Genomic DNA, 22,929 nt, shown 5'->3' on the forward strand with positions numbered 1-22,929 from the left:
TATTACACCCTAAAATAAAATAGGGGCTTTTTGCTTTGGGGCAGGAATTAATGTATTCTTCTCGATGTATCACAAAATCAATCATAAATAATTGAAATCGATAATCATTACAAAAACAATAGTTCAATGCTAGGAAGTTCATTTATTACCCTGAAAAGAGAGGCACTTCAAAATAATATTCGATTCCTCAAGAAAAAGTTGGGAGATAATGTTCGGATATCATCGGTGGTAAAGGCGAATGCATATGGACATGGAATTGAACAAATTGTTCCTATGTTCGAAGAAGAAGGGATCAATCACTTCTCAGTTTTTGATTTTGGAGAGGCTGTCAGAGTTCAGAATAGTCTTAAAAATAACAGAGATATAATGATTATGGGATGGATTGCCGATGAAAACATTGTTGAAACCATAAAAAGAGGAATAGAGTTTTATATATTTAATATGAATCGTTTGAGTGTGGTTCTTGAGGTAGCATCCGAAATTGGAATAAAGGCCAAAATTCATTTAGAGGTTGAAACTGGAATGAATAGATCGGGCTTAACAATGAAGGAGTTGGAAGAGGCAATTTCGATAATAAAAGAAAATCCACAATTTTTTGAAATAAAAGGGTTCTGCACTCACCTTGCAGGTGCAGAAAGCATTTCAAACCATGTGCGTATTCAAAAACAATTAAAGACATATCACAAATTGCATCGTATTCTTATTGAGAGTGGAATTACCCCGGAATATAGGCATGTAGCCAATTCAGCTGCTGCTTTTGTGTATCCAAAATCTAGATTGGATATGGTGAGAATAGGTATTATGCAGTATGGATTCTGGTCGAGTATTGAGACTTTTTTACGCTATACCCATCGAGAAAGAGACCCTCTTCAACGGGTATTGGGTTGGAGAAGTCAAATCATGTCAATAAAAGAAGTGAAGAAAGGTGAGTTTGTTGGCTATGGCATATCATTTTTGGCACAGTCAAATATGAAAACAGCTTTAATTCCAGTTGGATATTCTGTAGGCTATAGCCGATCACTTAGTAATAGGGGGCGTGTTCTGATTAATGGTCATAGGTGCGGCATAATAGGCATGGTGAATATGAATATGATTATTGCAAATGTGACTGAATTGCCAGATGTGAAAGTTGATGATGATGTAGTAATTATTGGAATGCAAGGGAAGAGTGAGATTAAAGTGTCTGCATTTAGCAATATTAGTGACAGTCTAAACTATGAGATATTAACTCATCTGCCAAACAATGTTGAACGTGTTATTATATAGGTGCATGTAAAAAATCATTTAAAAGTATTGGTGAGCAGTTATTGGAATATAATGAAATGAAAATATCATGTTGAATTGCTTTTATTTACTTGATGATAAGTTGACTTGTTTGGATAATTTTAGCAGTGATGCTGGAGTGTTAATTTGGGTTGACCTAATAAAATAGAGCTCTGAGGAATTTAAGCTTGTGGAAAAGGATTTAGAGATTAGACTCTTTTCGGCACAAGATAGAGAGGAGATTGAAACCAGTTCCAAGTATATTGAAAATGAAAAGTTTGTTGGCCTAAACCTAATTTTTTTGAGTTTTGATGATGATGAATACAAGATGGATCCGGTATCCTTTATATTGAAAGATAGGGTATTGATAACTCAACGCGAGAGAGAGTATAAGAGTTTTGAGGATGTATTGGAAAAACTGAATAGTTTAGAGCTTAAGAATGGTGTTGATTTATTACTGTCGTTATTGGAAACAAGAATAGATATTGATGCGGATTTAATTGAGTTAATAACTGATGATATTAATAAACTGAACAAGGTAATCGCAAAAGAAATTGGATAAAGCATTTTTATTGCATATTTCTGATATTAGAAAATCAAGTATTTTGATTCAGAAAACACTTATGGAGAAGGAACGGGTTGTTTTTGCAATTTTGAAAAGCAATTTCTTTCCTCTTACCGATAAAGATCGTTTTCTGGTAATGAACAAGGATATTTCATCGTTATTGCAGCATTCGGGTTTTAATTTTGACAGGCTTGAGTTTATGTAGAATACATTTATTGGCTTGGTAGGAATAGAACAAAACAAGAGTATAAAAATGTTGACTATTGTAACTGTAATCTTTACACCTCCAATTTTAATTGCTGGGATATATGGAATGAATTTGGATCAAATGTCTGAGATGAAAATGATTTTTGGCTATCCGCTTAGTCTGTTATTAATGTTGCTTTCTTCTTTGGCCCTTTTTCTTTTCTTTCGTTGGAAGAAGTGGTTATAACATAATTGAGGTTCTCCTTAAAACGTTCATAGTTATTGTTTTTTAAAGCTCTATGCTATTTGATTCTTCAAATCATACCCGACGTGCTGAAAGTATAAATGATAATATAATAAGGATTAATAATAAGATACCTTTTACTATTTTTGGGTAAAAATTAAGGCATGTCAGGAGCATTGGAAATAACACATTCAGCACCCATTCCCGAGATATTCTACTCGGAGAAGGAGGAGAAACAATTCACGGAGTGTACCATTTGTGGCAAGAATTTAGCCGATGGTAACGAGTTGTATTTGATTGAGAAGGCATTCGAAAGAAAATCTGGTTTGGATAAACCGCAATTGGTTTTCGAATTGGCCTGCTGTATGGATTGCAGGCAGGAGATGCATGATTCCTTATCCAAAGAGTCGAACGAGAAAATTGCTGCATATTTTGAAGCCAACAGTAGGGTTGAAGAAAGAGATAGAGAACTGAAGAAGCATGATTTGATAGATACAGATGTCTGGTTAAACAATTGTATTGTGAAAAATAAGGCTATGGATGAGGTAAATGAATATCAGATTTACGCTTTGTGTTGGAAGGATGAGATGGTTTTTCATCAAATGCCTTTTATGCTTTGTGGTGAAACCATTGATGATATCATGAATTTATTATCCAATAAAAGTTTGGATATCATCAATGATCTAACTGCAGATTTAATTGATTTGCCTCCCGAATTTAGAGAGCTATTCAAAGATAAAAAGGTGTTGTTTATATAAAAAGAGTATAATAATGATAGTATAACGACCGATGAATTGTCAACTTGTTTGGTTTACAATTCATCGGTTTCTTTTTTTCTGATTATTTTAGCGATTGAATTCCTAAAAGCCAAAGCCAAACAATAAAAACAAACTTATGTCTCGACTATGTCTTGCGCTAGTTGTGGTCCTGCTATTTCTTCTGGGCTGCAAATCACAAAATCAAAACTTAATGATTGTGAAAGAGTTGAACTCCAATTGGGAGTTTTCTGAAACGGATTCGGTAAACTGGTTGCCTGCTAAAGTACCAGGTTGTGTTCATACCGACTTGCTTGCGAATGGTAAGATTGAAGATCCTTTCTATCGTTTAAATGAACATGATTTGCAGTGGATCGATAAAAAGGATTGGATCTATAAAACGGAATTTAAACTGGATCAGAATTTTTTGAATAAAGATAGACTTGTGCTTGATTTTAAAGGTTTAGATACCTATGCTGATGTTTACTTGAATGATCAGAAGGTACTTTCGGCAGATAACATGTTTCGGGAATGGACTGTTGATGTAAAGAAATATTTGAAAACCGGGAAAAATAAACTGAAAGTTGAGTTTCGGTCGCCAATTAGTGAAGGTTTAAACTTGTATGATGCTAATGGATTTGTATATCCCGGAGCGGAGAATGATCAAGCTGAATTGGGCCAGGTTGAAGGAAATAAGAGGGTAAGTATCTATACTCGTAAAGCCGGTTATCATTATGGTTGGGATTGGGGCCCACGCTTGGTGTCCAGTGGTATTTGGCGCCCGATTTTACTTAAGGCATGGGACAATGCAAGAATTAAGGATTTACAGATTGTACAAAATGAGGTGAGTGAAGATCTTGCCAGGTTTACTGCTATTCTTGAACTGGAAGCAGAGCAGGAAGTCCTGGCAGAGATTCAAATTCAGAATGGTGGGATGGACTTAGCTACTTCAGAAGTTCAATTGAAAAAGGGAAATCACACTTATGAGCTGGATTTTGATATTAAAAATCCCAAACTTTGGTGGCCTAATGGATTGGGAGATCAAAATCTATACAACATCAAGGCACAGGTAAATATTAATGGAAAAACAGAGCAAGCGACTCATAGAATTGGTATTAGAACCGTAGAAGTGGTCCGAGAAAAGGATGAGAAGGGGACTTCCTTCTTTTTTAGAGTAAATGGAGTACCTGTATTTATGAAAGGGGCGAATTACATACCCAATGATATATTCCCTTCGCGAGTAAGTCAGGAACAATTGAAAAAGGTTATTGCTACTGCCAAAAAATCCAATATGAATATGTTGCGCGTTTGGGGAGGTGGTTATTACGAAGATGATTTGTTTTATGACTTATGTGATGAGGCAGGAATATTGGTCTGGCAGGATTTCATGTTTGCATGTGCCATGTATCCGGATGATCAGGAGTTTTTAAATAATGTAAAGCTTGAAGCAAGAGATAATATCAAGCGACTAAGAAATCATCCAAGTATAGCACTTTGGTGTGGAAACAATGAGATTCTGGTTGCCTGGCACAATTGGGGGTGGAAAAAGCAAGCCAATGAACAAGGAGAGGAAGTAACACAGAAAGTCTGGAAAGCTTACACTGATATTTTCCATGAGGTGTTACCTAAGGCTGTGAAAGAATATGATCCGTCTAGGTTCTATTGGAGTTCAAGCCCTTCCTCAGGAACAGGTATAAAGCCGGATTTAGTTAATGGTGATGATCATTACTGGGGAGTATGGTGGGGAAAAGAACCATTTGAAACTTATGCTACGCATATTGCACGATTCATGAGTGAATACGGTTTTCAATCTTTCCCGGAAATGAAATCGGTAAGAAAATATGCTGAACCTAAGGATTACGATATTTATTCAGAGGTTATGAAATCGCATCAGCGATCTTCGATTGGAAACGAAACCATAGAATATTACATGCTGAAGGATTATAAGAAACCTAAAGACTTTGAATCATTTTTGTATGTGAATCATGTATTGCAAGCCGAAGGAATTAAGTTTGCTTTGGAAGGGCACCGGAGAGCCATGCCATATTGTATGGGAAGCTTGTACTGGCAGATTAATGATTGCTGGCCAGTTGCTTCATGGAGTTCTACCGATTATTATCAGGAATGGAAAGCTTTACAATACTATGTAAAAAAAGGATTTGAACCTTTGTTGGTTTCTCCTTATTTCGAAAATGATAGTATTAAGGTAGCTGTGGTAAATGATCCACTGAAAGAAGTCAACGCCAAATTGATCATGAAAGTGCTAGATTTTTCAGGCAAGGAAAAATGGTCGAAGAGTAAAGATATCAGCATTCGAAAAAATTCAAGCGAAGTTTTCTTTACTCATGAGCTTAAGTCATTTTTACAGAATAGAAATCCTAAAAAGGAATTATTTTCGGTTGAATTGAGAATGGGCGAAGATGTGTTGGCAAGAAATATCTTGTATTTTAAGCCTGGGAAAGATCTCATTTTATCTAAGCCAAATGTTGATTTTAAGATAACAGAAGAAAAAAAGGCCTATGAAATATCCTTATCATCGGATGTGTTGGCCAAGAATGTATTTTTAAGTCTTGGCGATGAAGATGGATTCTTTTCTGATAATTATTTTGATGTATTGGCAGGAGAATCAGTAAACATCAAGTTGGAAACGGAACTATCGCTGGCAGAAATCAAGAAAGTGATTCAGCTTAGAACACTTGATACTACCTTTGAGTAGAAGTAAAAACTTATATTATAAAAGAAGGAGTACCTATTTTAAGAGTACTCCTTTTGTATTTTATACAGCTGATTTTATTTCACCAAAAATAAATATCCTCTGCCTCGTAGTGTTTGTATTTCAATATGATCATCTTCGGCAAAGTAGTTGCGAAGCTTTTTAATGTACACATCAAGGTTACGGGAATTGAAGAATGAATCGTCGCCCCAAACCTGCATTAAAATGTCTTTTCGTTCCACAACCTTACTTCCCATTTCGGTTAGTTTTTTTAGCAATTCGCCTTCACGGTTCGAAAGGTTAATGGTTTTCGAAGGTGTGATCAATTCATATCTTTTAGGGAAATAGGTGTAAGTCCCTAATTTAATTTCATCATGTTCAATTTTTTGCTCCTTTGCTGTTTCTTTGTTCTCGCCAATGCCATGTAACTTTAATTGGTTATCGATTCGAATCGCCAATTCTTCAATGCTAAATGGTTTGCGGATATAATCGGTACCTCCAGCTTCAAAACCTTTTACAAGATCCGGAGTTTCGGTTTTGGCCGTAAGAAAAATAATTGGGAGTGTTGGAAATTTGGATCTAATGTGCTCACACAATTGATATCCATCAACATTTGGAAGCATGATATCCAGAACACAAATATCAGGAGTAAAATCATGAAATTTCGACATTACCTGTGCTCCATCTGTCTCCCAAATGATATAGAATCCTTTTAGGATCAACGAATCGTAAACGATTTGGCCTAAATTAGGTTCGTCTTCAACGTAAAGTATCTTCGTTTTGTTCATGATTATCTTAGCTTGAGTGCCCTGCAAGATAAGAAAATGTGAGAAGATTGAGTGGGGGTGATTTTGTTAATAAAACTTAAATGTCAGTTATCAGTTATCAGTTATCAGTTATCAGTTATCAGTTGCGCAGGCACAGCAAACCTTTTAACTTTGTTCATTGTCTAAGCAGGGAATTCTAATTTTATTTCACAGCCATGTTCTGTTAGATTATCAGCCCCGATTGATCCATTGTGTTGTTTCATAACCAAAGCCGCAAAACTTAGTCCTAAACCAAACCCTTTTACATTGTGTTGGTCGCCAGTTGGTACTCTGAAAAAGCGATCGAAAACCTTATTCAAGTATTCTTTCGGAATTCCCGGACCATTATCGATAACGGATATGTACACATGTAATCCTTTTTGCCAAAGGTTTACAATTATACTTACATCATCACCACCATATTTTTTACTGTTTTCAATCAAATTACGAATAACCCCTTCAATATAGACCTGATCGATTGGGATGCTTATCAATTCATTAGGTTTAGTGAATTTGATATTGATCGTATTTGCAGAAAAGAGTTGTACCGACTTCACAATTCGATCGACAAATTCATTTAAGTTGGTTTCTTCCTTCTTTAATAGATGTTGGTTAGACTCAAGCTTTGAGTGTTCCAATACTCTTGAAGTAAGACTATCCAGGCGGTTCATTTCTGAAGCAACCATTTTAAGATAGGACTTTGTTTTTTCTTTATCGTCGGAGATTCCATAATTCAGAATGGCTTCCATGGCAGCTTTTGCTGTGGATACCGGAATTTTTAGTTCATGAGTAATATTACTAACGAAATCGGAACGAAGCATATTTAGCTTTGCTTGGCTAAGGTAACTACGATAAGCAACTACCAAAGCAAATACCGACAGACTGATTAATACAATTCCGAAGATAATTTGCGGTAGAATTTCTGTAATTAGATGTAGGAAATAATGCTCAAAGTATAGAACGCTTGCTTTATCATACCTGCGAGTATATATGATGATGCCCAATTTTCCTCTTCTTAATACTTCATGATTGGTTTTTTCAATCAATTCAATATTTTCCCTGTCAATTTCATCCTCATGTCCAGCTTTTATATTTGGGAAATTAATAGCAACATTTCTTAAGAATATATTTCTTAAAAATTGTTGAGTAGTATCATTTGATTTTTTCCTTTGATTATAAAGAATTTGAGCAGGGTAAATTTGATAACGATAACCCAATCTTAAAATGTCATAATATCGTTCATCTCTTAAACTATCAGGGATAAATGAACTTGCTTCAATAGCTCTAAAGATATTTGTATAGTTTTGATTGGTATCTATAAATTCTTTTAACTCTTTGATGTAAGATTTTTTAAAGTCTGAACTGGTTTTTGGTGACCCTATTTTTAAGCTTTCGAAATTTATGGTGTCCTGATGATTCAAAGCAGGTTTTATCACATTTCGATAAAAGAGGATAAATTCTCCATCGTTTATGGATACATGATAAAGTCTGGATAATTCTACTTGCAGGTTTTTCTTTTCATTATTGTATTGAGAATGCAACCAGTACCCCACAAAAGTTACCAATAAAAACATACTTAAAACCATTGGTGAAATGATTTTAAATTTCTTTCGATTTAATCGGTTTTTAGACATGAAACAAATATACTGGCTTTCAGTAGTAAATGTTTGAATTGTTAACCTTAATTAACCAAATTACAGTCAGCGCTAAACAGCAATTAATGAACAATTATCAATAAATTAGACAAAAAAATAGCTGTTGACAACAATATAGCAGTTTAAAATCAGCTTGAATCATATACATCTTAAAAAAAAATAGGCCATTCCGAAAGAATGACCTACAAACATTGACTATGAAAATTTAAAAGAAAATAATTTTTTGTTTTGATGTTTATGGCATTACATCATCATGTAATTGCCATAACCAGGATACATTCCATGTCCTCCTCTGTGCTTTCTTCCTTTTCCTTTGCCATCTCTTAATTTATAACTGAAGGTAAGGATGTAGAATTTATTCAACTTATTTGTATAATAATCTGCAGTATATAGGTCATTAACATAATGAGATCTTTCATCCTCTTTGCTTAAGATATCATAAGCTGTAAATGATAATTCACCACGTTTATTTTTAAATACTTTGGTAGATATGCCAAGGTTTAGATGCCAAAAGCTATCCACATCGTTGGTAGAAAAGTTATTTTGATAATTGTTGCTTGCATTTGTTCTAAAAACCAAATCTTTATAGAAATTCCAATACATGTTTAATGAGGTGGTTTGAGATAAATATTCTGAACCAGAGTTTGATGTATTATTGGATTTTTGATAGTTGCTTGAGCTGGTGAATGTAAAATCTATTTTTTCATTAATGTTTGAACTAAGTGTCATTCCATGATTCAAGTTCCATGAATTAGTATATGCCTTTTTATCATTAACAAAAGTAGGATTGTGAGAGAATCGACCTCTTGTGTTGATGTTCAGTTTAGACTTTAATTTTTTAAGAGGAAAGCTATACGAAATACTTGTTCCTATTGAATATTGACCATCAAGATTTACAGGTTCTGAAAATTGTCCTCCTGCAGGTAAAAAGTACTTTCCATTTATGGTTGTATCCTTAGCTGCAACAATTGTTCTTCTACCGAAAGTATTGTTTGTTGAGGTTGCCATTGCATGAATGGATAAATGGCTTCCTTTTTTCATGTTTGACGCTGAATAAAGAGCCATTAAAGTGTGAGATCTTGATTGTTCTAATTCAGAATTACCTGTTGTAATGTTTAATGGATTTGAAAGGTTAACAACTTCTTGTAAATCGCGAATGTTTGGAGTCATTGTTCGTGACATATAGTTCAAGTTGATTCTTTTTTGATTCTTTAAAGTAAGAGAATACCTAACGTATGGCTTGAATGAGAAGAAATCCTTATCAAAATCTGTTTTATTCGGAAATGATTCTTCATTTTTAAGCGTAGTCATCTCAAAATCTGCTCCTAAGCTAAAACCATGAGTTTTACCATTAAGGTTATAAGAAAATCTTCCCGCATTTTTAATACTTGAGTTTTCAAAATTATTGGTGGTTAGTTCATCTAAATCGCTATAAGAGTTTTCACTTTCATTAAAGTTATATCCGTATTTATCGGATTTTTGTTCGTTATAATTAAAACGATATCCTAAACTGGCAAATCCTTTTTCACCAATAGGTTCGCTAAGTGATATTCCAGCATCAACACCTGAGTTTTTTCTTTTAGAATCTGAAATTCGATTAATACTTTGGCTTACTTCATTGCTTTCATTTAAAGTTTCGGACAATTGTTTGCCATCGGATTCATTGTTGGAGTAATTAAATCCAGCATTTAAGTTCAAGGAACGACCTTTTTTACCCAGGCTTTTTGAATAATTTACAGTTTGATATAGGTTGTAGTTTTTATTTTCGGATGAGTTCAGGTTATTATTCGAATTTAAAGGGTTACCATTTAACTTGGTATCAGAAATGGAATTGGAATTTGATTCACCATCAGTTGTGGAAATATTGGTATTCAGCATTAACCTGTTTTTCGGGTTGGAGTTTAATGATACTCTCAGATTAATACGGTGATCATTGTTGTCGTTGGTCGAATGGTTTGTCGAATTTTGAACCTGACCAGCTAGTGCATCAGATGTATAAGTTTTAATACTATTGCTCTTGTTTTCATATTCTTGATTGCCATATTCGTAGCTAAATTCAATATCATTTTCATTTTTTGAATTTACAAAGTTGATTCCAAAAGAGTCATCCTGAATGTCATTTCCATCAATGCTTCTATTTCCAAAATTTCTATTGCTTAATTTTAGAGGGGCATTTACATCTCTCGACTTTGCAGTAATTGTAATGCTATTGTTATCTGAAAAACTGTTAATGTTCCCATCGAAACCATATCTGTTATCTTTCCCAAATCCTGCAGCCACATCACCAAAAACAAGTCTTTTGTTTTTCTTATTGGTAACAATGTTTAGGGTTTTTTTATCTTCTTCATTTCTTTTTAGTCCGGTAAATTTTTCTTCATCGCTTTTGTATTCATAAACTTCAATGTTTTTAATTACATCGTTTGGAATAGTTGCCAAAGCTTGATTCATATTATTCCCAAAAAACTTTTTCCCATCCACTAATACTTCAGCAACCTCTTGTCCTTCTACAACCAGTTTACCATCCATTTCATAAAAGCCAGGCATTTTGGCCAAGAGTTCCCCTGCAGTAGCATCTGGATTTACTTTGAATGCATCTGGATTAAATACAGTGGTATCGCCTTTGATTTTTGTTGGCGGTAAGGTCTCTGTAATGTTTATTTCCTGAAGAAATTCAGAGTTTTCAATCAATTTAAACAGACCCAGGTCAATGGATGATTTATCTACGGAGATTGATTTTTTAATCTCCTTATAGCCGATAAAAGAAACTCGAAAATCATATTGTCCTGGTTTTACTTTTATATTGAAATTGCCTAATTCGTTGGTTATGGTACCTTTTTTTTGAATGGTATCCGATTTATTAATTAGTAGAATGGTTGCACCAGGTAAAGAAGCTTCTTCTTGCGAGTCTAATACTTTACCAGTTAATGTATAACTTTTCTGAGCAAATAAGGATAATCCGCTAAGGATGAAAAATATAGATAGTAAAATTCTGTACATTAATCTTCGTTTTAAAATTCAATTCAAAGAAAGTTCACATTCATGTATCATTAGATGATTTAAGGTGAATCAAGGTTAAATAAGGTTAATTTGAGAAATCGCTTATTGATTGTAAGTGGTAGGTTTGTAGTGTTTTGTGTATTTGAGGTGGTGTTTTTGATGTTAAGAGTTGTTAATTGTAAGTCTTTACTTTTAGCAAGGAAAATTATTCTTGATGTTTTGTAGTATCTAAAACAACTTTGCATATTTTTATGAATCATTATATATTTCAATAAACAAAATCGCCATTGCTTTGAATAAATCAAGTACAATACTACTCCTATTTCTACTTTTAAATTTTTCTTGTTTCGCCAAGGTAAAAAACAAAGGAATTCCCTTTATTAAAAATTTTCCAAGAAGTGAATATCATGGAGGAACTCAAAATTGGGACATTACACAATCTTCTAAAGGATTGATGTATTTTGCCAATAATGAAGGAGTTCTGGAATTCGACGGAACCAACTGGCGATTAATAGAAATGCCTAATAGATCGGTAGTGCGTGCTTTGGCAATCGACAAGTCGGACAGGGTTTATGTGGGAGCATACAATGAATTTGGGTATTTGGAACCCGATTCAAAAGGCAAGTTGGTTTACAGGTCTTTGGTAAATCTGCTTCCCGAGGCGGAAAGAGATTTCGAAGAAATATGGCAAATTTATCACTTCAGGAATGGAATTGTATTTCACACCTTTGAAAAAGTCATTTTCTATAAGGATAATAAATTGTCCATTATTGGTGACAGAATGATTTTTCGTAAGAGTTTTGTTATAGATGATTCGTTTTATGTACAGGTTCTAGGAAAAGGGCTCTGTAAATTGAATGGACAAGACTTTCATCTGGTGGCAGGCGGTGAAAAGTTTAAAGATATAGAAATTGTTAGTGTACTGCCTTACTCCGAGGATGAACTTCTTATTGCAACTGCCCTGAATGGTTTATTTATATATAATGGAAGAGAAACTAAATCATGGAATCTTGATGCAAACAAGTCATTTGTTAAAGAGCAAATCTACTCAGGTTTAGCACTAAGAGATGATCATTTTGTTTTTGGAACGGTTAGAAATGGTTTATATATTCTCAATAAAAGGGGACAAATTATCCAGCATGTTAATACAGATTTAGGTTTGCTAAATAATACCATACTTAGTTTATTCCAGGATTCGGATAAGAATCTTTGGCTAGGTTTAGACAATGGAATTAATCACCTTGAAATTAGTTCACCAGTAACCACTTTTCCCAGAGTAAGAGATATCGGAACAGGATATTCCTCAATTTATTTTAAGGGATATTTGTACCTGGGAACAAATATGGGCTTGTTTGCCCGTAAGTACGATTTTTTAGATATGGATTTAAACTTGAATGAAAAGTTTAGGCTTGTTGAAAAAACTTCTGGTCAGGTTTGGAGCTTGCAAGTAATAGGTGGTGAGCTCATATGCGGACACACTAAAGGTACTTTTAGGATCAATCAGGATAGAGGTGAATTGATTTGTGATGTTGAAGGAGGATGGAAATATTTATATAAAAGTGAATTCCCAAATCAAATGATAGGAGGAACTTATTCTGGTTTGATCCTTTTCGAAAGGGAATCGGAAAAGGGGAAGTGGAGGTTTAAACAAAAAATCGGCGGTTTTCAGGAATCATCCAGAGAAATGATTTGGAATGATGATAACAGCATATGGATGAGTCATGGTTATAAAGGATTGTATCGGATCGTTTTAAACAATACATTGGATTCATGTATTAATTTTAAACTGTATGGAAAGGAAGATGGGCTTCCTTCTGATTTAAGTATTGGGATTCATAAAGTTCGTGATAAAGAGGTTTTCACAACCAATAAGGGCTTTTATGAGTATGTTCCTGAGATCAACAGGTTTGAAGCTTACCAATCATTAAATAATCTATTTGGAAAGGAAAAGGAGCTTACAAAACTTTTTGAGCAATCAAATGGTGATATCTGGTATTTTCAGGATGAAAAGTTAGGAGTATTGAAATTGCAAGTAGATAACTCTTATGAGAAACGCGAAATGGCTTTTTCTTCGATTCGAGGTTCTTTTATAGGGGCTTTTGAGAATGTTTATGAAATAGACAGGTCAAATGTATTAATTGCTACTGAGGATGGATTTGTTCATTATAATCCGGAAATGCGAAAAAGGTACGAGAATACTTTCCATACTTTAATCAGAGAAGTGAAGGTGGCAGATAAGACAAGCTTGCAAGATTCAATTATTTACTCGGGGTTTAAAAGGGAGGATGAGGAGATGCCCGTGATTCTTAAGTTTAGGAATAATGCAATTGGTTTTCAATATAGTGCTCCGCAGTCGAGTCAAATGCAGTTGGTCAACTATAAGTATCAATTACAAGGCTTCGAACAAGATACCTCTAACTGGGAAACCAACACAAGTAAGGAGTATACAAACTTGCCTGAAGGAGACTATGTTTTTCGTGTACTTGCCCAAAATCAATATGGAGTGCAATCGGTTCCCGATGAGTTTAAATTTACAATTTTACCACCTTGGTATCGTTCAAAATTGGCCTATTTTATTTATCTCTTGGTTAGTATAGCCATTTTATGGGGCATTGTGTTGTTAGTGCGATTGCGCATAAGAAGAATGCATGAAAGGTTAGAGAAGCAACAGCAAGAGGAGTTAAAGGCCAAAGAGCAAAAGTTTAGAGAAGAAGCGCTAATCGCTGAAAGGGAGATTGTACAATTAAGAAATGAAAAATTAAGGAGTGAAGTTGACTTTAAGACTCGAGAGTTAGCAAGTTCTACTATGAATATTATTCATAAGAACGAGGTTCTTTCCTATGCTGTTGGAGAACTGAAAAAAGCATTAAAGAAGATAAAGGATCCAACAGCTCTTGTCCAAGTTCGACAATTAATGAAAACTCTGGATTCAGAGTTTAATAGCGATCAGGATTGGGAACAGTTCGAATTACATTTCGATCAAGTGCATGAAAACTTCTTAAGAAGGCTAAGAAGTGCATATTCTCAACTAACCCCAAAAGATCTGCGAATGTGTGCTTATCTAAGAATGAATTTATCTACTAAGGAAATTGCACCTCTGATGAATATATCAGTGCGAGGGGTTGAAATTAGTCGATACAGACTTCGGAAAAAATTTGATCTCTCAAGAGATGAAAATCTAATCGATTTCTTACTGAACGTGTAAAAATATCAATTTTAAGTGAAAAGGGCAGGTCTACTTTGTGGATTTGCCCTTTTTGTTTTTTGATGTATGAGAGGTGTGCAATTTTTAAGAAATGTTGAGTTTGTTAAGTGTGAGTAAATGAGTAAGATAAAGCTTTTGATAAGTGTAATGATGTAGTAATGATGTATTGGTTTTGTCGTAATGATGAGTTTGTGATGTAGCTGTTTTTTTGACATTGAGTTAACATTGGAAGATATTGCAAACGATTTAGGTGAATAAATGTTATGCCGTTTTAATGTCAAAATTACGATGGTATAATGCCGATGGATATTTAAAAAATATATAACAAACAGAGTGCAGTTGTGAATTTACTTAAATACTAATCGGTATAACCCAAATGAGTAAACTAATTTTTTTCTAATCTTAACGAACGAATTTATGAAAAAAACAGTCTTGTTTTTAGTTATGGCTTTCTTTTGTTTGCAATCTTTTGCACAAAAACAAGTTGTAACAGGTTTAGTTACTTCGGCCGAAGATGGTACACCTTTACCATTTGCCTCGGTTGTTGTTAAAGGTACTACTATAGGTACTTCTACCGATTTTGATGGTAAGTTTAATATTGAAGTATCTAAGGAAGATGTTTTGGTATTTTCTCTAATTGGTTTTACCTCTCAGGAAATACTTGTAGGTGATAAAACTGAAATTAATGTGATTTTGGACACAGAAACAACAGGCTTAGATGAGGTTGTTGTGATTGGTTATGGTGTTCAGAAGAAGAGTGCAGTAACGGGTGCGATATCTTCGATTAAAGCTGAAGATATTCAAAAAATGCCTATCCAACGTGCAGAGCAGGCCATTCAAGGTCAGGTTGCTGGTGTGCAGGTTTCTGCCAATTCAGGACAGCCAGGTTCTGGTATAGCAGTAAAAATTCGTGGAGTTGGTACCACTGGAAACTCACAGCCATTATATATTGTAGATGGTAATCCAGTTGGTGATATTTCTTATTTAGCTTCTACAGATATTGGAAGTATGGAGGTTTTAAAGGATGCTTCTGCTTCTGCTATTTATGGTGCTAGAGGTGCCAATGGGGTTGTTATTGTAACAACTAAAAAAGGTACTCAAGGAGCAGCCAAGCTATCTTATGATGGATACTACGGTGTGCAAAATGCATGGAGAAACATGGATTTACTAAATGCCCAACAATACCAAATGATCATCAATGAATCATTGTTAAATTCTGGTTACAACAATACACATGCTAGCTGGATTCAAGATAGTGAAGTTGCAGGAATCGGCTCTGGTACTGATTGGCAAAAAGAAATTTTTAGAGATAATGCTCCAATTCAAAGTCATACATTAACACTTAGTGGAGGAAATGAGAAGATTGTATATTCTTCTGCAGTCTCTTATTTTTCTCAAGATGGTATTGTGTCGGAAGATAAGTCAAGCTACGAACGTATAAACTTTAGAGCGAATGCTGATTATACTTCTTATGATGAAAAACTAAAAGTTGGTTCATCGATATTGTATTCACGCTTTAAATCACAAGGAGTTGATCCTAATAATGTGTATAATTCACCTCTTGCAAGAGCAATAAATATTGATCCTATTACGCAAGTTAAGGACGAAAATGGTGAGTTTATGAAGCCTATCAGAAATATGCAGGAAATTGTAAACCCTGTGGCTGGTATGTTTTATTTACATGATTCATATAAAACTGACAAGGTTGTTGGAAATTTATATGCTGAATATAAATTTCTTGAAGATTTTAAAGTTAAAACATCTATAGGTATCGATTATGCTTATCAGTGGCATGATGTTTATACTCCGCTTTTCGAGTTAAGTGATATTACTAAAAACACAAGTACACGTGTTGCTAAGGATATGAACAATTGGTATACCTATAACTGGGAAACTACTCTTAATTATCACAAATCGTTTGGTAATCATGAGGTTGATGCAATAGTTGGTACTACAGCAATGACAAGTACGTATGAAAATCTTTCTGGTAGTGCGAGTGATTTAATTATAGATGGTGTTGATTATGCTTACATTGATAATTCAGGAAACACTGAAAGTAAAACATCTGGTGGCGGCTATAACGAGAATTCATTGTTTTCATTCTTTGGTCGAGTTAATTATAGCTTTGGAGACAAATACATGGCTTCTGTAACTGTTCGTCATGATGGATCTTCTCGTTTTGGTTCTAACAATCGTTATGCTACTTTCCCTTCTATTTCTACTGGATGGATCATTTCAGAAGAAGATTTCTTGAAGGATAAACTTGGTCCAATTAGCTTCTTGAAAATTAGAGCTAGTTGGGGACAAAACGGTAACGAAAACATTGGAAACTTTGCTTATCTATCTTCAATTGTTAATAACAACAACTATAACTTCAATGCAGGGACTACTGTAAACGGTTCTGCCCCTTCAAAAGTTGCAAACCCTGATCTAAAATGGGAAACTTCTGAACAAACAGATATAGGTTTTGACTTATGGATTGGTTCAAAGTTTACTTTAAACTTTGATTATTATAACAAAACAACCAAAGATCTTTTAATTGATGCACCTATACCAGGGTACGTTGGTAATGATGCGCCTACAGTAAATGGAGGAACAGTTGAAAATAAAGGGGTTGAATTATTGTTAGGTTATAGAGATCAAATTGGTGACTTTTCATATGGAGCTACTTTGAATTTCTCGGCTAACAAAAATGAAATGACGAAAATTAACAATGATGAAGGTATCATTTATGGAGGTGTAAATATCGGACCTTCAGGGATGAAAGAGTTGACCATTGCTAAAGTAGGGGAACCTATCGGATATTTCTGGGGATATGAAACAGCTGGTATTTTTCAAAATCAAGCAGAGGTTAATGCACATAGTGTAGATGGACAATTAATACAGTCAAATGCAGCTCCTGGTGATTTGATTTATGTAGATCAAAATGGTGATGGAGTATTGGATGATGCAGATAAAATTAACTTAGGTAATCCACATCCTGATTTTACAGCTGGTTTAAACATTAACATGGCATATAAAAATTTCGATTTAAGTATGTTTTGGTATGGTGTTGTAGGTAACCAGATTGTTGATGCTACTCGTCGTTATGACTTACCGAATGCAAATTACCAAACTTCTATTTTGAATAGATGGACGGGTGAAGGAACTTCTAATTCAGAGCCAAGAGTTGTCTGGAGTGATAACAATAATAATCAAGGTAATTTCTCTGATTACATGGTGGAAGATGCTGATTATTTAAGACTTAAAAACCTTCAAATTGGATATACTTTTCCAAAGTCAATCCTTAAGAAAGTTAATATAGAAAGAGTTAGAGTGTATGTTTCAGGTGATAACCTATTAACATTTACTAAGTACACAGGTTTCGAACCAGAGATCGGTAATAGTGATAATATCTTCTACACAGGTATAGATCAGGGTATTTATCCTCAAGCAAGAGTATTCTCAGTAGGAGCTAATATTACTTTCTAAGATAATTTAACAGATTAAACTAAGAGCAATGAAAAAGCTAATATATTTATTTTTATGTGCTGTGGCATTGATGGGCTGTGAAGACTATCTGGAAAAGAATGATGTTACATCGCAAACAGAAGAGACTTTTTATCGTACGGAAGACGATATGTATCGTGCATTGGTAGCGGCATACGAACCATTGCAAAGGAACTGGGGTAGTACTTATCAGTTAACCTTGGATATTGCATCAGATGATTGTTACGGCGGTGGTGGTAGTGCTACAGATGGTGTAGATGTAAAGAAAGTTAATAGAGGAAATACAACTGCTTCAGAAGGAATGTGGAGTAATATTTGGAATGACCACTATGCTGGAGTATACCGTACCAATATCTTTTTGGAAAAAGTAGAAGCTTCTGAGATTACAGAAGATCACAAAAAGGAATATACTGGAGAAATATTATTCTTAAGAGCTTACTATTATTCTAATTTAGTTAGATTGTTTGAAAATATTCCGTTGATTACAAATACATTATCAACTTCTGAATATTCCCAAAGTCAAGCTGCAGTAGATGATGTGTACGCACAAATTGCAAGCGATCTTGAAGCAGCAATTGTTAACCTTAAAGGTGTTACTTATAGCAATGCAGAAAAGGGTAGAGTTACTGAGTGGGCTCCTAGAGCTTTGTTAGCAAGAATGTATTTATTCTATGATGGAGTTTATGGTAGCGGAAATGGTTCAACTACTATGCCTGGTGATGTAACAGCTAGTGATGTACTTGGTTATTTGAATGATATTATTGATGATAGTGGAGCAGATCTAATTGACTTTGCAAGTTTATGGGGACACTCAGATGTTGATGGTACTTGGATTGAAAATTCTATTGAAGGTATTTTCGAAGTTCAGTTTTCAAATCAGGGAGAAAGCTGGCAATGGTGGAGTGCACCATATGACACAGGTAACAAAATGGTTGTGTTTGTTGGACCTAGAGGAACACCTGAAAGCTCTGAGTATTATTCTTCATGGAGTTTTGCGCCAGGAACGCAGCAATTGTACGATTCTTACGAAGATGGAGATATAAGAAGAGATTTAACTTTGATTGATGCTGACTTAGAGATGGGTGAAGGAACTTATACGATCGGAGATCAGCATACAGGTTACTTCAATAAAAAATATGCAGGATTAAAAAGTCAGGTGCCAGAAGTTGGACAGGAACAATTGAACTTTCCACAAAACTATATTTCTATCAGATTTGCTGATGTTCTTTTAATGGCTTCAGAATTAGAAGTTAAAATTGGTACCAATGGTAATGCAGTTTCGCATTATAATAGAGTAAGAGCTCGTGCTTTCGGTACTGCATATTCTCCAGTTGGAGCAGTAACACTGGCAGAAATATTCGAAGAAAGAAAATTAGAATTTGCTTATGAAGCAATCAGATATTTCGATCTACGCAGACAAGGTATGGATATATTAACTGCTGCTATCAATGCTACAAACTTAGGTGGTATTTATGATTCAGGAGTAAATGCTGAAGCTAGAGGTTTTTGGCCTATTCCATCAAGCGAAATAGCTCTTTCTAATTATGCTTTGGAACAAAACGAAGGTTACTAATAGAATTGTTTTAGTTAACGAATAAATTAAAATCTAAAGAGATGAAAAATTTAATATATTTAATAGCACTGTTAGTAGCTGTTGTTTCATGTTCGCCTGATGAGTACAGTGCACCTGCTAACTTAACAGCCGATCAGATCGAATGGGAATATTTTGAAACTGATGTAGTTAATGAATTTACATTAATTAATAAGACTGAAGGAGTTACTACTTTATGGGATTTAGGAAATGGTACAACTGCTAAGGGCGATACTGTTACTGCTCGCTACACTTTTGCTGGAACTTATACGGTTAAATTAACTGTTATCAATCAAGGAGGTACTGTAGAAGTTCAAGATAATATTGTTACAGACAGAGACAATATGGCTTTCTTATCGGGATATCCTTACGATCAGCTAATTGGTGAAGGGACTCAAACATGGGCTATTGATGCGTACTACAAAGGACACTTTGGCTTAGGACCAACAATCGAGAATCCGGTTGAATGGTATGGAGCTAATCCGGGTGAAAAAGCTGATCGCGGTTTATACGATGACAGATTTACATTCGAAATTACAGAATCTGGTTTAACAGTAACTCAAGTAACCAATGGCGATGTTTATGCTAATGGCGGCTGGGCTGCAGATCTTGGAACAACAGCTGGAAATGAAGAGCCTGATGGAGGTGATTTTATTATGCCTTTTGATGGAGGCGAATTTGTTTGCTCATTTGCTGGAGATATACTTACTGTTAATGGAGGCGGTTTCCTTGGTTATTATGCAGGGGCAAATGAATATCAAATTTTAGCTTTGGAAGACGATTTATTAGATGTGGTATTCTGGGATACAAAAGCAAACTTTTATTGGTTTACACGTTTCAGACCATTAGATAAATTAACGCCAGAGCCAGTAGAAGAACCTAAAGAGCTGTTAGCTCTTGATATCATGGATGATTTTGAAGGTAATGGAAATATTCAGTGGTCTACCTCCGATATCGATAAGTTTGCAGTAATCGACAACTTTGCTCCAGTACCAATTAACGAATCAGAAAAAATTGCTATCTATCAAAAAGGTGCGGGCGAGTGGACTAATGTTAAAGCTGTATTAACGCACTACATGGATCTTACAGAAAGAAATGTTTTCTCGATGAAGGTTTTTATTCCAAGTTTTAATGATTATGAAACGGAATGCAATCCGGGAACAGACTGGTTGGCAACACATAACTTGATGCCACAAGTTGATGTTAAACTTCAGGATAGTTCATTGGGAGGAAATGCATGGACAACCCAGCAAGTTAGAACTCATGTATTAACCAGCGATCAGCAAGACATGTGGGTTGAATTAACTTTCGATTTCAGTGATGTTACTGACCGTGTTGATTTTGATCAGATCATTATTCAATTAGGAAACGAAGGACATTGTAATTCGGGTATTTTCTATATTGATGATTTTGAATTGTTATAATTTTTAGTACCCCTGGGACTTTTGGTCCCAGGGGTTTATCATCACCTTTTTAATTTTAATTCGTATGTATAGCATTAAAAAATATATTGTTTCCGTAGCAAGTTGTGTTCTATTGTTAACTCCATTGTTTCTATCGTGCTCAAGCAGTGATGATGATGATGTAAGTTATTTTGCAGATTTTTCGTTTGAAATTGATAGTAATAATCCTAACAATGTAACTTTTACAAATAATTCTACTGGTGATTATCTATACATCGAATACGATTATGGTAATGGTGAAACTTCAGGAGCACAATCTAATAAATCTTATACAGGAACGGCATACTATCCTTTAAAAGGAGATTATACTGTTACTTTAACTGTTTACGGATCATCTAACACAAGTGGAGATATTAAAAATGTTAGCAAAACAGTTAGCATAGCTGCAGATGATCCGGATTATATACCTGTAGAAGAAGGCCTGATTTGGTCTGATGAATTTAATGAATCAACCATTAATACTAACTACTGGACATTTGAAGTTGGTACTGGAGATTGGGGATGGGGAAATAATGAGCTTCAGTATTATACAGAAGGTGATAATGCCCATATCGAAGGTGGAAAATTAATTATTACTGCCAAAAAGGTTGATGATAATACGACTACTGGTTCTTATACATCTACACGTATGATAACTAAGGATAAACAAGAGTTTACTTACGGAAAAATTGAAATAAGAGCTAAACTCCCTTCAGGAAGAGGAGTGTGGCCAGCAATTTGGATGCTTGGCTCAAATATTAGCACTGCTGGTTGGCCTGCATGTGGTGAGATTGATATCATGGAATATGTAGGGTATGAGCCTGATGTTGTTCATTCAACAGTACATACAACTGATGGCTCAGGAAGTAATGGTAGCGGAAGTTCTATGGTTTTAGAAACTGCAGAAGAGGAATTTCATGTATATGGAATTAATTGGAGCGAGGATGAAATCGTATTCTATGTAGATTCGCCAGAAAATATTGTTCACACTTATGGACCAGCAATAAAAACAGCTAATAACTGGCCGTTTGACAAACCTCATTTTTTCATTTTGAACATGGCAGTTGGAGGAACTTGGGGAGGTGCTCAAGGAATCGATAATTCGATATTCCCTCAAACTATGGAGATCGACTACGTTAGAGTTTACCAATAATTCAATTGGATTTTTAATCCCTGTAAAAGTGAATCATATGCTGCTAAAAAACTTAAGCCTGTTTGTAGGTATGGCACTTCTTGTGTCTGCATGCAATTTAAATACGACGAAAAAACAAAGCCACGAAGTAAAAAGTGAATATCAATTGGTATGGTCCGATGAGTTTGATTATACCGGTTTACCCGATTCTACAAAATGGATTTATGATACCGAAGGAAATGCCGATGGTTGGGGAAATTGGGAAGCCCAGCATTATACTAATGCAAATAAAGAAAACGCATGGGTTGAAAATGGTGTACTCAATATTATAGCAATTAATAAGCAATTTGAGGGTAAGGAGTTTACATCTGCACGTTTAAACTCAAATACAGCATGGTTACATGGTAAATTCGAAATTAGAGCAAAATTACCAGATGGAAGAGGCACTTGGCCGGCCATTTGGATGATGCCTGAAGGCTGGACCTACTCTCATGGAAATTGGCCAAATATTGGGGAGATCGATATCATGGAACATGTAGGGTCAGATGTTGGAGTTATTCATGCTTCGGCTCATTCCAAAGATTATCAATGGCAAAAAGGAACTCAGCAAACAGCAACTCTTAAGGTTCCCGATGCAACCGAAAATTTTCACAATTATATTTTCGAATGGTCTGAAGATATCATGAAATGTTATGTAGATGACCAGCTGTATTTCGAGTACAAAAATGAAGGTCTGGGAGAATCGAAATGGCCTTACACAAAACCATTTTACCTGATCTTAAATGTTGCAGTTGGAGGTGCCTGGGGAAGTGTGAAAGGAATAGACAATGAAGCTTTTCCACAAACAATGGAAGTAGACTTTGTAAGAGTTTATCAAAAGAAGTAA

Annotated in this window: 14 protein-coding genes; 11 read left to right on the top strand and 3 right to left on the bottom strand. The window is 34.9% G+C overall.

From position 1 onward, the window contains the following. The first annotated feature begins 126 nt into the window (after positions 1 to 126). The 5 genes from alr (at position 127) to BXY64_RS05615 (ending at position 5,729) form a co-directional block, all read left to right on the top strand. Positions 127 to 1,266 (top strand): alanine racemase, encoded by a 1,140-nt coding sequence (alr, locus tag BXY64_RS05590; RefSeq protein WP_120238929.1) that lies wholly within the window; start codon positions 127 to 129, stop codon positions 1,264 to 1,266. A 187-nt stretch (positions 1,267 to 1,453) separates the two neighbouring features. Beyond that, positions 1,454 to 1,825, top strand: coding sequence for a CorA family divalent cation transporter (locus BXY64_RS05595; protein WP_120238930.1), 372 nt, complete (start codon positions 1,454 to 1,456; stop codon positions 1,823 to 1,825). 217 nt (positions 1,826 to 2,042) lie between these two features. Further along, positions 2,043 to 2,261: a CorA family divalent cation transporter gene (locus tag BXY64_RS21665; protein ID WP_394340476.1), complete on the top strand. Its 219-nt coding sequence runs from the start codon at positions 2,043 to 2,045 to the stop codon at positions 2,259 to 2,261. Positions 2,262 to 2,422: 161 nt separating this feature from the next. Then, positions 2,423 to 3,016 (top strand): hypothetical protein, encoded by a 594-nt coding sequence (locus BXY64_RS05610; protein ID WP_120238933.1) that lies wholly within the window; start codon positions 2,423 to 2,425, stop codon positions 3,014 to 3,016. A 211-nt stretch (positions 3,017 to 3,227) separates the two neighbouring features. Then, positions 3,228 to 5,729, top strand: a complete 2,502-nt coding sequence (locus BXY64_RS05615) for a beta-mannosidase (protein ID WP_170150584.1) — start codon at positions 3,228 to 3,230, stop codon at positions 5,727 to 5,729. Between the two features lie 74 nt (positions 5,730 to 5,803). On the opposite strand, the gene BXY64_RS05620 is transcribed toward BXY64_RS05615, so the two are convergent. The 3 genes from BXY64_RS05620 to BXY64_RS05630 all read right to left on the bottom strand — a co-directional run bounded on the left by BXY64_RS05620 (position 5,804) and on the right by BXY64_RS05630 (position 11,184). Next, positions 5,804 to 6,514, bottom strand: coding sequence for a response regulator transcription factor (locus BXY64_RS05620; protein ID WP_120238935.1), 711 nt, complete (start codon positions 6,512 to 6,514; stop codon positions 5,804 to 5,806). 161 nt (positions 6,515 to 6,675) lie between these two features. After that, entirely contained in the window at positions 6,676 to 8,166 is a 1,491-nt protein-coding gene (locus tag BXY64_RS05625) for a sensor histidine kinase (RefSeq protein ID WP_120238936.1), read from the bottom strand. A gap of 264 nt (positions 8,167 to 8,430) precedes the next feature. Continuing rightward, positions 8,431 to 11,184, bottom strand: coding sequence for a TonB-dependent receptor (locus BXY64_RS05630; RefSeq protein ID WP_120238937.1), 2,754 nt, complete (start codon positions 11,182 to 11,184; stop codon positions 8,431 to 8,433). 292 nt (positions 11,185 to 11,476) lie between these two features. Between BXY64_RS05630 and BXY64_RS05635 the strand changes: the two genes are divergently transcribed. From BXY64_RS05635 to BXY64_RS05660, 6 genes are all read left to right on the top strand, one after another. Beyond that, positions 11,477 to 14,389 carry a triple tyrosine motif-containing protein gene (locus BXY64_RS05635; protein WP_120238938.1) on the top strand — a complete coding sequence of 971 codons (2,913 nt, stop codon included), beginning with the start codon at positions 11,477 to 11,479 and terminating at the stop codon, positions 14,387 to 14,389. Positions 14,390 to 14,806: 417 nt separating this feature from the next. Then, a complete protein-coding gene (locus BXY64_RS05640) occupies positions 14,807 to 17,860 on the top strand; it encodes a SusC/RagA family TonB-linked outer membrane protein (RefSeq protein WP_120238939.1) in 3,054 nt (1,017 codons plus the stop codon). 28 nt (positions 17,861 to 17,888) lie between these two features. Then, on the top strand, positions 17,889 to 19,451 hold the full coding sequence (locus tag BXY64_RS05645; RefSeq protein WP_120238940.1) for a RagB/SusD family nutrient uptake outer membrane protein: 1,563 nt from the start codon (positions 17,889 to 17,891) through the stop codon (positions 19,449 to 19,451). A gap of 41 nt (positions 19,452 to 19,492) precedes the next feature. Then, on the top strand, positions 19,493 to 20,893 hold the full coding sequence (locus BXY64_RS05650; RefSeq protein WP_120238941.1) for a PKD domain-containing protein: 1,401 nt from the start codon (positions 19,493 to 19,495) through the stop codon (positions 20,891 to 20,893). A 64-nt stretch (positions 20,894 to 20,957) separates the two neighbouring features. After that, a complete protein-coding gene (locus BXY64_RS05655) occupies positions 20,958 to 22,064 on the top strand; it encodes a glycoside hydrolase family 16 protein (protein WP_120238942.1) in 1,107 nt (368 codons plus the stop codon). A gap of 37 nt (positions 22,065 to 22,101) precedes the next feature. Continuing rightward, positions 22,102 to 22,929, top strand: a complete 828-nt coding sequence (locus BXY64_RS05660; protein ID WP_120238943.1) for a glycoside hydrolase family 16 protein — start codon at positions 22,102 to 22,104, stop codon at positions 22,927 to 22,929.

Origin of the sequence: Marinifilum flexuosum, assembly GCF_003610555.1 — a bacterium.
Classification (GTDB): domain Bacteria; phylum Bacteroidota; class Bacteroidia; order Bacteroidales; family Marinifilaceae; genus Marinifilum; species Marinifilum flexuosum.